General features: G+C 43.6%; 12 protein-coding genes. 11 read left to right on the top strand and 1 reads right to left on the bottom strand.

The genetic code is table 11. The features are described 5' to 3' along the window. Positions 1-2: 2 nt before the first annotated feature. From ACFOSV_RS03945 to cysM, 8 genes are all read left to right on the top strand, one after another. Positions 3-992: a DNA-directed RNA polymerase subunit alpha gene (locus ACFOSV_RS03945; RefSeq protein ID WP_377903624.1), complete on the top strand. Its 990-nt coding sequence runs from the start codon at positions 3-5 to the stop codon at positions 990-992. Between the two features lie 6 nt (positions 993-998). Further along, on the top strand, positions 999-1,586 hold the full coding sequence (gene rplQ, locus ACFOSV_RS03940) for a 50S ribosomal protein L17 (protein WP_377903622.1): 588 nt from the start codon (positions 999-1,001) through the stop codon (positions 1,584-1,586). A gap of 112 nt (positions 1,587-1,698) precedes the next feature. After that, positions 1,699-2,796 (top strand): glutamine-hydrolyzing carbamoyl-phosphate synthase small subunit, encoded by a 1,098-nt coding sequence (gene carA / locus ACFOSV_RS03935; RefSeq protein WP_377903620.1) that lies wholly within the window; start codon positions 1,699-1,701, stop codon positions 2,794-2,796. Positions 2,797-2,816: 20 nt separating this feature from the next. After that, positions 2,817-4,100, top strand: coding sequence for a phosphopyruvate hydratase (gene eno, locus ACFOSV_RS03930; RefSeq protein ID WP_377903618.1), 1,284 nt, complete (start codon positions 2,817-2,819; stop codon positions 4,098-4,100). Positions 4,101-4,185: 85 nt separating this feature from the next. Then, positions 4,186-4,473, top strand: a complete 288-nt coding sequence (locus ACFOSV_RS03925) for an FtsB family cell division protein (RefSeq protein ID WP_377903616.1) — start codon at positions 4,186-4,188, stop codon at positions 4,471-4,473. Further along, positions 4,454-5,005, top strand: a complete 552-nt coding sequence (locus tag ACFOSV_RS03920) for a hypothetical protein (protein ID WP_377903614.1) — start codon at positions 4,454-4,456, stop codon at positions 5,003-5,005. Before ACFOSV_RS03925 ends, ACFOSV_RS03920 begins: the two co-directional genes overlap by 20 nt. A gap of 15 nt (positions 5,006-5,020) precedes the next feature. Further along, positions 5,021-5,848, top strand: coding sequence for a serine O-acetyltransferase EpsC (gene epsC, locus ACFOSV_RS03915; protein ID WP_377903612.1), 828 nt, complete (start codon positions 5,021-5,023; stop codon positions 5,846-5,848). Between the two features lie 4 nt (positions 5,849-5,852). After that, on the top strand, positions 5,853-6,731 hold the full coding sequence (cysM, locus tag ACFOSV_RS03910) for a cysteine synthase CysM (RefSeq protein ID WP_377903610.1): 879 nt from the start codon (positions 5,853-5,855) through the stop codon (positions 6,729-6,731). A gap of 77 nt (positions 6,732-6,808) precedes the next feature. On the opposite strand, the gene ACFOSV_RS03905 is transcribed toward cysM, so the two are convergent. Next, a complete protein-coding gene (locus ACFOSV_RS03905; RefSeq protein WP_377903608.1) occupies positions 6,809-7,717 on the bottom strand; it encodes a sugar phosphate isomerase/epimerase family protein in 909 nt (302 codons plus the stop codon). 266 nt (positions 7,718-7,983) lie between these two features. Here ACFOSV_RS03905 and ACFOSV_RS03900 point away from each other — a divergent pair, with 266 nt between their 5' ends. From ACFOSV_RS03900 to ACFOSV_RS03890, 3 genes are read left to right on the top strand one after another with little or no spacing between them, the layout of a single operon-like run. After that, positions 7,984-8,712: a hypothetical protein gene (locus ACFOSV_RS03900; RefSeq protein WP_377903606.1), complete on the top strand. Its 729-nt coding sequence runs from the start codon at positions 7,984-7,986 to the stop codon at positions 8,710-8,712. Further along, a complete protein-coding gene (locus ACFOSV_RS03895) occupies positions 8,709-11,444 on the top strand; it encodes a TonB-dependent receptor (RefSeq protein WP_377903604.1) in 2,736 nt (911 codons plus the stop codon). The genes ACFOSV_RS03900 and ACFOSV_RS03895 overlap by 4 nt, the downstream gene beginning before the upstream one ends. Next, positions 11,444-12,604 carry a DUF4249 domain-containing protein gene (locus tag ACFOSV_RS03890; RefSeq protein WP_377903602.1) on the top strand — a complete coding sequence of 387 codons (1,161 nt, stop codon included), beginning with the start codon at positions 11,444-11,446 and terminating at the stop codon, positions 12,602-12,604. The genes ACFOSV_RS03895 and ACFOSV_RS03890 overlap by 1 nt, the downstream gene beginning before the upstream one ends. Position 12,605 lies beyond the last annotated feature (1 nt).

Here is a 12,605-nt window from a genome sequence, read left to right as displayed (position 1 = left end):
ATATGTCCATACTAGCATTTCAAATGCCCGAAAAAGTGGTGATGGAAAAAGCCGATGACTTTCATGGCTTGTTCACATTCAAACCACTGGAAAAAGGCTACGGAGTTACCATCGGTAATGCATTGAGAAGAATTCTTCTTTCCTCTCTAGAGGGATATGCCATTACTAGCGTAAAGCTTCCAGGTGTCGTTCATGAGTTTTCTACCATCGAAGGTGTAGTAGAAGATGTGACTGATATCATCCTGAATTTGAAGCAGGTGCGATTTAAGAAGGTCCATGAGGCTTTCGATGGCAAGATCACCGTAGAGATCAAAAACCAGTCGGTCTTCACAGCAGGGGACATTGCTAAGTTTACTTCTTCTTTTGAGATCTTGAATCCAGAATTGGTTATTTGTAACCTAGATGAGTCTACGACTTTCGAAATGGAAATCGTGGTTGAAAAAGGAAGAGGATATTTACCAGCTGAAGAGTCCAAACCAAAAGAGCAGGTTTTTGGCATGATCGCAATCGACGCTGTGTTCACACCTATCAAGAATGTGAAATACAGTGTTGAAAACACGCGAGTAGAGCAGAAGACTGACTTTGAAAAATTGATCCTTGAAGTATCTACAGATGGTTCTATCCATCCTGAGAAAGCGCTTCAGGAATCTGCTAAAATCTTGATTCAGCATTTCATGCTATTCTCTGATCAGACTATGGTTCTTGATTCTACTGGAATCGCCGAGCCAGAGCCGATCGATGAGGAGTTCTTGCACATGCGTAAGTTATTGAAGACTTCTTTGAGCGATCTTGACCTTTCTGTAAGAGCATTCAATTGCTTGAAGGCAGCAGACGTGAAGACCCTTGGAGATCTTGCTAGACTTGAAATTTCTGACATGATGAAATTTAGAAACTTTGGTAAGAAGTCACTAGCTGAACTTGAGCAATTGATTCAAGAGAAAGGATTGACTTTTGGAATGGACATTTCAAAGTATAAACTCGAAGAAGAATAAAATATCATGAGACACGGTAAGAAATTTAACCACCTCGGAAGAAAGGCCGCTCATAGAAAGGCGATGCTTTCGAATATGGCTGCTTCTTTGATTCTTCATAAGCGTATCAATACCACGCTTGCGAAAGCAAAAGAATTGAAGAAATACGTAGAGCCTCTCATCACTAGAGCAAAAGAAGATACTACGCACAATAGACGTATGGCCTTCTCTTACTTGAAAAACAAAGAAGCCATTATTGGCCTATTTGGTGAAGTGATCGCTAAGGTAGGAACTAGACCAGGAGGATATACTCGTATCATCAAGACTGGATATCGTTTGGGAGACAATGCAGAGATGTGTATCATCGAGCTAGTTGATTTCAACGAATTGATGTTGAAAGACGCGAAGCCTGCTAAGAAGACTACTAGAAGATCTAGAAGAAGCTCATCCAAAGCTGCTACTGAAACTCCAGTTGCTGAAGCGCCAAGCGCAGAGGTTGTAGAAGAAGAGGCTCCAAAGGCTGAAGCTACTAAAGTAGATGAGCCAAAGGCAGAGAGTACAGACGCTCCTGAGGCATCTGAAGATTCAACGGAAGAAAAAACTGACGACAAGTAATTGTTTGCAGTTGACCATATAGAAAAAGGATTGAACGCTAGTTCAATCCTTTTTTTTTGAGCTAGGATTTATAGCTCCTCAGAATTCTTTAACTTTGAGCAAAATCACAAAAATGAACAAACAAAAGGCCACCCTTCTCCTCGCTGACGGTACAGTTTTCCATGGAACCTTAATTGGTAAAAATGGCACCAACGGTGGGGAAATTTGTTTCAATACCGGTATGACGGGATATCAAGAGATCTACACAGATCCCTCCTACACCGGCCAAATCATCGTTACTACTACTTCCCATATTGGAAACTACGGAGTGATTGATTCGGAAGTAGAGTCAGATCATCCGACCATTGGCGGCATCGTTGTCAATTCATTTTCGCAAATCCATACCCGAGTAGATGCTTCTGGATCGCTTCAGGATTATCTCGTGAAATACGATATCACCGGTATTGCGGATATTGATACCCGTAAGCTAGTAAGACATATCCGATCCACGGGAGCTATGAATGCCATCATCAGCTCTGAATTTGAGGGTGATTTGGAAGGCCTTAAGGCCAAACTGGATGAGCTTCCAGACATGAATGGACTTGAGCTTTCTTCTCAGGTTTGTACCAAAGAGCCGTATTTCTTCGGAGATGAATCCTCCTCCATCAAGGTGGCTTGTCTTGATCTTGGGATCAAGAAAAATATCTTAAGGAATCTTGCGGACCGAGGAGTCTATTGCAAGGTTTTTCCAGCTAAAACGAAACTTGCCGAAATGGAAGCTTGGGCACCGGATGCTTATTTTCTTTCTAATGGACCTGGAGATCCTGCTGTAATGGAGTACGCCGTGGATACCTGCAAAGAAATTTTAGAAACAGGCAAACCAGTATTTGGAATCTGCCTCGGACATCAGATTTTGGCTGAATCTTGTGGTATTTCTACCTATAAAATGCATCATGGTCATCGCGGGATTAATCACCCGATAAAGAACTTGATCACTGGTAAATCTGAAATCACTTCACAAAATCACGGTTTCAATATTACCAGAGAAGATGCAGAGCGAAATGCTGAAGTAGAGATCACCCACGTACATTTGAATGACAATACTGTGGCGGGAATCAAATTGAAAAATAAGCCAGCGTTTTCGGTACAGTATCACCCTGAATCATCACCCGGACCACATGATAGTAGATATCTTTTTGATGATTTTATTTCTTTAATACATAAAAACTAAATTTTAAAACCTTTTAACCTATGACTTTAATACAATCAATTCACGCTCGTCAAATTCTTGATTCTCGTGGAAATCCTACCATCGAAGTAGACGTAGTAACTGAAAATGGCGCCTTTGGAAGAGCTGCCGTACCTAGTGGGGCATCTACTGGAATCAATGAAGCGGTCGAGCTTCGTGACGGAGACAAGAGCGTGTACCTTGGTAAAGGTGTTTTGAAAGCCGTTGCCAATGTCAATGATAAAATTGCTTCAGAGCTAGTTGGCTTTGATGTTTTTGAGCAAAACTTGATCGATCAGATTATGATCGAACTAGACGGTACTGCCAACAAAGGTAATCTTGGCGCAAATGCGATTCTAGGTGTTTCTTTGGCTGTTGCCAAAGCTGCCGCCATGGAATCTGGACAGCCCTTGTACAGATATGTTGGTGGTGTGAATGCCAATACGCTTCCTGTACCGATGATGAACATCATCAACGGTGGATCGCACTCGGATGCGCCTATCGCATTTCAAGAATTTATGATTCGCCCGGTAGGAGCGGAGACTTTCTCTCAGGCCATCAGAATGGGGACTGAAGTATTCCATCACTTGAAGAAAATTCTTCATGATAAAGGCTTGGTAACAGCTGTAGGTGATGAGGGTGGATTCGCCCCAAATTTCTCAGGTGGTACAGAAGAGGCTCTTGGAGTAATCCTTGATGCCATTTCCAAAGCTGGCTATGAAGCTGGTAAAGACTTAACCATTGCATTGGATTGTGCAGCTTCTGAGTTTTACGAGGATGGAAAGTACAATTACAAGAAATTTGAAGGTGATGGCGGTGTGGTACGTACTAGAGAAGAACAGGTAGCCTACCTTGCAGAACTTACTCAGAAATATCCAATTGACTCCATCGAGGATGGTTGCGCAGAGGAAGACTGGGCTGCATGGGCTATGCTCACTGAGAAGATCGGTGACAAAGTTCAACTCGTAGGTGATGACTTGTTTGTGACCAATGTGAAATTCCTACAGCGTGGTATCGCAGAAAAATCTGCTAACTCCATCCTAATTAAAGTAAACCAAATCGGAACACTTACCGAGACCATCAACGCGGTAAATCTTGCACATAAAGCTGGCTTTACAGCTGTGATGTCGCACAGATCGGGTGAGACTGAGGATTCTACCATTGCTGACTTGGCTGTAGCACTAAACTGCGGGCAGATCAAGACCGGTTCTGCATCAAGATCGGATCGTATGGCCAAGTATAATCAACTTCTTCGTATAGAAGAGCAGTTGGGGGATTCTGCGGTTTTCGTTGGGAAATTGAAGTAATTCAACTTAGAAATATAAAGGCAACCTTCGGGTTGCCTTTTTTTTGCATCATTTTTGTGACTTCATTTCATACGATTGATGCACTATGAAAAAATTCCTCAAATACGCCAAAAACAACTATGTCCTAGGCGCTACATTTTTTCTTTTCTGGATGATTTTCATCGATTCCAATAATCTGGTCAATCAATTTCAACTCAGTAGTAAACTCAGTCAACTCGAGGACCAAAAAGAGTATTACCAAGAGCGAAAGAAAATCATCACACAGGAGCGTCAGGAACTTTTGAGCAATCCCGAACTTTTGGAGAAGTTTGCTCGTGAAAAATACCTGATGAAGAAAAAGACAGAGGATATCTATGTTATCGTTAAAGAATAAGTTTTTTGCCTTGGTGGTGCTGGCTTTTTTAGCCTTTGAATCCAATAGTTATGCCCAGCGTCAAATCGACCCCGAAGGGAAGCCACCCTTAAAGGATCGTATGTACTTTGGAGGAAATTTCGGGATGCAATTTGGCACAGTGACCCTATTGGATATTTCACCACTTGCCGGTGTAATGATCACTCCTCGCTTTTCTTCTGGTCTAGGAATTACTTATCAATATTTCAATGATCGTCGCTTTGTTGGAGGGGAAACCACCTCTTATGGCGGTCGTATATTTTCTCGCTACAATGTGCTTCCAAATGTTTTTGCGCATGCCGAGTTTGAATCCATCAATTTTGACAACTACAATTTTGTCTCGGATCAATTTGAGCGGATTTGGTCCAATGCACTCTTTCTCGGTGGGGGATACTTTGCTCCCTTCGGGCAAAATGGGGGTGCTAATTTCACCTTCCTGTACAATGTGCTCCATGATAATTTAAGATCACCCTACGGGGAACCCTATGTCATTCGGGTTGGTTTTGTACTCTAGAAACCTAACCTATTTATGAAATCATTTCTGGATAAACTCTACGCAGCTCATCAAGACTGCAGTGAGTGTCCTTCTCCTAAAGCCGTTCAAGACTTCTTTTCCGAACTGTTGGGCTTGCTCTTTCCTGAGTTCACGGTCAATAAAATTGAACAACGCGAAGAAGTAGAAGCAGAACTCTTACGCTTGGAACAAGTACTAGCAGGTATTTTGATTCGAAATCCTCACCTGCATCAGGGAGAAGGAAATACCATAGCTAGAGCTTTTTTTGAGAAACTTGAACCTGTTTTTGACCAAATCAATGAAGACATCGATGCCATGTATGCGGGTGACCCTGCTGCCAAAAGCCGCACAGAAATCGTGCGCAGCTACCCTGGCTTTTTTGCAATAGCTGCCTATAGAATCGCACATGAGCTGCATGTCCTTAACATCAAATTGATTCCTCGAATCATTACTGAATTTGCGCATAGTCGAACGGGAATAGATATCCATCCGGGGGCTACCATTGGTCATCACTTTTGCATAGATCATGGTACCGGTGTGGTGATCGGGGAGACCACACAAATCGGAAATCACGTTAAAATCTACCAGGGTGTGACCCTTGGAGCACTAAGTGTGAACAAGGAGGATGCTGACAGCAAAAGACATCCAACCATTGGAGATGGAGTAGTGATCTATGCTGGGGCTACAATCCTTGGAGGGGAGACCCATATCGGAGAAGGCAGTGTGGTGGGAGGTAATGTTTGGCTCACCAAAAGTGTCCCTGCCAACAGCAAGATTTATTATCAATCACGCATGTATGAAGAGGGGACTGGTGTCACGGATACCTTTGTTTTCAAAAAATAAGCCTATGAAACTCGTAGATCTAATCGGAAATACCCCGCTAGTTGAGCTGCAAAATATCCCAACTAAGCCCAAAGTAAAGATCCTTTGTAAAATGGAGGGTCAAAATCCGGGTGGAAGTGTAAAGGATCGGGCGGCATTCAATATGCTTCAAAGTGCGATGGAGCGAGGAGATATACAGGCAGGAGACAAATTGGTAGAAGCTACCAGTGGAAATACGGGAATTGCGCTAGCCATGGTAGCAAAGGTGCTTGGTCTGCACATGACCCTGATCATGCCGGATAATTCTACTCGCGAGCGTGTCCTATCCATGGAAGCTTATGGGGCAAAAGTAATCCTCACTCCGGCCGCAAAAACTATCGAGTATTCGCGAACACTGGCAGAAGAGATGAGTGCCAAGGAGGGCTATTTTATGCTCAATCAATTTGCTAATCCGGATAATTACCTAGGGCATTACAAGACCACAGGTCCAGAGATATGGAGAGATACCGCCGGAAAAGTCACACATTTCGTGGCTGCCATGGGAACTACAGGTACGATTATGGGAGTGTCTCGTTTTTTGAAAGAAAAAAATCCAGCCATTCAAATTGTGGGAACGCAGCCTACGGATGGCTCGAGTATACCGGGAATTAGAAGATGGTCTCCCGAATTTCTGCCAGCCATCTTTGAAGCAGATCGAGTGGATCGAGTGATCGATGTCAGTCAGGCTCAGGCCACGGAAATGACACGTCGCATGGCTAAGGAAGAAGGTATTCTAGCCGGGATGAGTAGCGGTGGAGCCCTTCACGCTGCCCTAGAGCTCTCCAAAGAACTCGAGGAAGGTCTGATTGTCTGCATCACTTGCGACCGTGGCGATCGATATCTCAGTTCGGATTTATTTGGTTGAAAAGCTCAAAAAATAGAAATAGCCCATGGTTTTAACCATGGACTGTTTCTATTTTATTCTTTCTCCTTTGACAATTTCTAAACCAGCGCCTTCATCTTTTCTAAGCCTGTTTTGGCAACTAGATTTGCGTCCTGAGCCCAATAGCCAGGGTTGAAAAGCTCTAGGGAAAGAATCTTGGTACCGCCCATGGTTTTGAGAGTTTGCATCACATCATCCAAGGGGGCCACTCCATCGCCCGGATAGATTCTATCCTTGTCCTGCTGCTCTAGTCGAGGGATTTGATCCGAATAGTCATTTAAGTGAAATACCTCTACTGCAGCGCCATTGATCAGTTTGAGTCCCTCAAAACCCGAGCCCCCACGAAATAAATGATAGATATCTGGAAGTAATCTGGCATCTGGGTCATTGGCCGCTGCAGCGACTGCCAGAGCCTGACTCAGGTGATAGAATGGGGGATAGGCACCCCAAAACTCCAGTTGGGGCATTACCCCGGTCTTACGACCCAAATCGATCAACTGGGCGTATTTTTCACCACCTTCAAAAGGATCTACCGGAGCATCCGCACCAATGGCGGGTGCTGCCACACGGGTACAGCCGATCGCTGCAAGCATATTCATCTCTTTTTCCATCAGGGCAAAGCCTGTTTTACTCTTCTCAGGATCTTGGGCCATCCATGTAGCAAAGCCAATGGCATTGAAAGCCTTGAGGCCATTGTCATCCAAGACCTTTTTGAGCGCAGCGAGACTTCCTCCCTGCTCTAGATAGGCATCAATATCACGAAGCCAAACTTCCACACCGTCGTATCCCGCCCGAGCGGCAGTTTCGAGAGTTTTGACCAAGCTTAGTTTTTGGCCAGAGATGGTGCTGGTATTGAGGGAGAAAAGAAACTGAGTGTCTTGTTCTGGTGTGGCCTGAGCGGCCAAAGGCGCTAAAGGAAGTGCAGCAGAACCTAAGGCAATGGATTTAAGGAGTTGACGTCTTTGCATAGGTTCTAATTTAAAGTTCTAATGTTTAGGATTCCACTTTTTTTAAAGAAAACCAAAAAGGGAAGAAGTATGAAGGTTGAAATCTGAAGTCTAAAGTATGAAGTCTGAAATGTCTAATTCCCAATCCCTAATCTCCATTTTAAATTTTACATTCATTCATTTTAAACCCTCTACGTTCGGTTCTCCACTAAAATAACTCTATTACCGTACGAAGTATTTTTTGTAAACTGGAATCAAAGTGAGCTAATATTGCGAAGCACTACACGATGACCAAATTCTCTTTTTTTCTTTCTGTATTTCTCCTTTGGAGTTTTGGGGTCATCGGCCAGTCGGGTCCTCAGTCGGATACTTTCCTTAGATTGTATAAGGAGCAACTTCCATACTTTCAGGAATTGATTAGTGGAGGAGAATATTCCGATCCGCCCAAATCCATCAATGGGGAGCCTTATTTCAAATCACGAAACTTTGATTACGGTTCTTTGCGGATCAATAAAATTGATTATCAGGAAGTCCCTTTGCTCTATGACACGCATCGAGATGTGGTGGTGACTTTTCATCCCATTCACAATCAAAAAATCCTGATTAAATCCGAAAAGGTAGATGAGTTTGTGATTTTTGAATCGGATGTAATTCGCAATTTCAAAGGAAATGAAGGTTATCCTCATCATGGCAATGGCTTTTATCGGGTGGTAAAGGATTCGGAGGTGAAGGTCCTTGTCAAGTACTACAAGGACCTGAAGGTTTCTAAAGACATGACTTCCTACTTAAAGGAGTTTGTGGAATATTCCGACCATTTTCTTTGGTTTCAAGGAGATTTTGTGAAGATCAATTCCAAAAAAGATGCAATTAAGGCACTTGGACTTGATAAGAAGCAAGTGCGAAAAGAATTGCCGATAGCGAATTATCAATTCAAGGCAAACATTAGCGGATATTTACAGCAACTGGTTGACCTTCGAGTGCAGTCTTCCAATGTATTTAACGGTTTTGCACAATGAAGGAAATTCTGGCCATAATCAGTTTCCTTGGATTATTTGGCGCGGTAAGCGCCCAGCAAGATTCCTTAAAACTCTCCGGGATGTATGCTCAGATGACTTTTGAGCGATTTGCGACATCTATCGAGCGGGATACGCCGTATCGGTTTTATTTCCGAGAGGCCGATGTTGACCAGATCCGGGTCAATGTACAGCTGAGCAATTCTTCACTTTCCTCGGCATTGAATGAGATTCTCTTGAATTCAGGCTTGACCTACACCATCGATTCTCAAAATCAGGTTTGGGTTAGTCGGGGGCGAAAGATGCAAATGGAGCTTTCTCCAGACTTTTTTGAGATTAAGGCTGCCGCTAAAGTGGACGAAGGCAACTCAGATGCCAGTGATCTTTTTGCTAAAAATAAACTCTACACCATCGGAAGGGCTACGGATAATCCCAATTCCAGAACAGCCAAACTCAGCGGGGTGATCAGGAGTATAGAGACTGGTTTGCCACTTCCCGGTGCTGTAGTCGTGGAGCGGGTCAATTTCACCCAGATGGTAACCGGAGCTAATGGATATTATGAACTGACTTTACCCAAGGGCCGACATACCCTGATTATTCAGAATATTGGAGGATTTCAGGAGCAGCGTCAGATCGAATTGCTTGGAGACGGGACCTTAGATATGCGGATCGACGAGACTATCCTTTCACTCGATGAGGTAGTGGTGAGTTCGGGTGCCTTGTCCAATATCAATAAGCTTGAGATGGGAGTGCAGGCGATTTCTATAGAGGAAGTGAAGCGACTACCGGCTGTTTTGGGGGAGGTGGATGTCATCCGTGGAATCCTAACCATGCCAGGTGTCAATACCGTGGGTGAGGCAAGTGTGGGCTTCAATGTGCGTGGGGGTGCAGCAGATCAAAATCTGATCCTTTATAACCAAAGTACGATCTTCAATCCCAGCCATGCTTTCGGCTTTTTCTCTGCTTTCAATGCAGATTTGACTTCGGGGGTGGAACTGTACAAGGGTTCTGTTCCGGTAAATTATGGAGGACGTTTATCTTCGGTTTTGCAAGTGGATGCGGATTTTGGGGATGAGGAGAAGATTGGAGGAAGTGGAGGAATTGGGCCGATGACGGGGCGACTGGCTTTGCATGGCCCTATCGGTTCGAAGACTACATTTAAAATTGGAGGGCGGGCTACTTATTCCGATTGGGTGCTAGACCTACTAGAGGAAGGGACTGATTTGAACAGTAGTCGTGTTTCGTTTTATGACTTTAATGCCAATATCCGACACAATTTTAATGACAAAAATGTCCTTGAAATTACGAGCTACTTGAGTCAGGATGACTTTAGCTTTGATCCTGATACCACATACAATTATCGTAATCTAAATGTGGCTGGTACTTGGAGGCACTATTTCAACGATCAGTTGGAAGGGAATTTTACCGTAGGCTATGATAGCTATGACTTTGGAATCGTGGGAATAGATAATCCCTTAAATGCTTTTGATTTTAGCTTTGATGTGAGTCAGATTCATGCAAGAGCGGATTTTGAGTACAGAAAGAATCAAAACCACATCTTCAAGTTCGGCCTACACGCTATTCAGTACGAGCTGAATCCTGGAAGTAATAAGCCTTTTGGGGAGGAATCTATCGTGATCGAGGATAATCTTCAAACCGAGCAGGCACGAGAGATTTCGCTTTATTTCGGAGATGAATTCACCATCAATGATGAACTTTCTGTGAGCTACGGGGGGCGCTATATGTTTTATCAGATTTATGGCCCCATTACCATCAATGACTATGTGCCAGGTGCCCCCATTACGGAAAGCAATGTGATCGGAGAGACCACCTATGGATCGGGTGATAATATCCAGACCTACCATGGTCCGGAGTTTCGGGTAGGGGCTAGGTACTCCTTGACCAATCAATCTTCGATCAAGGCCAGCTTCAACACCATGCGGCAAAACCTGCACTTGCTCACCAACACCTCAGCGATTGCACCGACAGATTCTTGGAAACTAAGTGATCCCTTTATCAAACCTCAAACCGGTGGACAAGCATCTTTGGGATACTATCGCACTTTGGCCAAAGGTGCTTTGGAGTTTTCTTCGGAAATCTACTATCGCTACATGAATAATCTACTGGATTTTCGCTCCGGAGCTACCCTAATCCTAAATGACGCCATCGAGCAGGATGTATTGAATTCGGATGGGAAGGCTTATGGAATTGAGTTTTTGGTGAAGAAAAATACAGGGGCGCTTCGGGGGTCCTTGGCTTATACATATTCTAGGTCTTTTTTACGCACTTCGGATGAGCCAAGTATTGAAAAAATCAATGGTGGAGACTTTTACCCCAGTAATTTTGACCAGCCCCATAATGTGGTGCTAGCGTTGAATTATGAGCTGAGCAAGCGTCTAAATGCATCAATGAATACCAATTATAGTACAGGAAGGCCAGTGACTTTGCCTATTTCCAAGTTTGAATATGGTGGCTCGGAGCGAGTGTACTTCTCTGACAGAAACGCCTACCGAATTCCGGATTACTTCCGGATCGATTTGTCAGTGAATCTTGAAGGCAATCACAAAGTAGATAAGATCGCTCATGCTTCTTGGTCATTTGGTGTCTATAATGTTTTAGGGCGAAGTAATCCTTATTCAGTGTATTACACCCCTATAGAAGGCCAACTCAAAGGCTTTCAGCTCTCGATTTTTGCTCGGCCCATTCCATTTATTACCTATAATTTCAGATTCTGATGAAGGGGAGACTACTATTATTACTTGTTTTGCTGGGTCTGAGTGTAGGATGCCGAGAGCCATTTGAGCCAGAGATCGCTGCTGATGATCAAAATATTCTGGTAGTGGCAGGGTATTTGGATTCGGATGGATTACCAAGTGTATTGACTTTGAGTACCACCACTTCCATTGGAGATGATGGTTTCTTTCCGGATTTTACGCCGCTTTTTGGGGCAGATATTTTTTTAGAATCTTCCTCAGGCCAACGTTTCCCTCTCTTGGAGCTTGAAAATGGTCAATATCTTTTTGAAACAGATATTGATGAAAGTGATACTTATCGCTTGCGAATTTTGCTTCGCAATGGCAATAGTTACACTTCAGAAGAACTGAAGCCAGTGATCACTCCTGATATCATTGATGTAAGCTTTGTCAAAAATGAAACTGGAGTTGAAGTCTTCTTAACTACCCAAGGAGACGAAAATGCGGATGATTTTCTGTGGACATACGAGGAGACTTGGTCCTTCAGGCCAGCCATTACTACACAATGGGAATATGATCCAGAGACCCAGGATGTGGTCTTACGTGATCCTGAGGATCGTATAGATCTATGCTATCGATCTGAGCGCAATTCGGATTTGATTTTAGAGACTTCTTCTCGTTTTGAAGATCAGTTTGTTTTCCGACAGTCCATCGCCCAGATTGATCAGGGCGATGAAAAGCTTTCCACTCGGTATAGTATTTTAATTTCTCAAAAGGCACTTTCTAAAAGTGACGTAGAGTTTTGGGAGATTCTGAAGCGAAATTCCGATGATTTGGGGTCCATCTTTAGTCCACTTCCTTCACTTGTTGGAGGGAATATCGAGCTTGATCAAAACCCTGAAGTTCCAGTGATCGGTCAGGTTAGTTTGGGTAAGGTCCGTCAAAAGAGGTTGTTCATTGATCGTCAAGAAATTAGTCCTTGGAGCGTAGAGGTGCCCGAATATGCCGGATGCATTCTTTCAGCTGATACTGTCTTGGTAGCTGACTACGACCTTTTATTTAAAAGTGGAGTGAATATTCCGTCCACGCCTATTTACCCTGAAAATGCTTTTAACCCGATTGGTTTTCGCTATGGGTCCATCAACTGTGTGGATTGCACAATCCGCGGCACCAATATTAAACCTTCATTTTGGGAAGATTAAT

Source organism: Algoriphagus namhaensis, assembly GCF_042649705.1.
Lineage (GTDB): Bacteria > Bacteroidota > Bacteroidia > Cytophagales > Cyclobacteriaceae > Algoriphagus > Algoriphagus namhaensis.
Note: the sequence above shows the minus strand (reverse complement) of the source record. Positions and strands in the feature narration are given on the sequence as shown.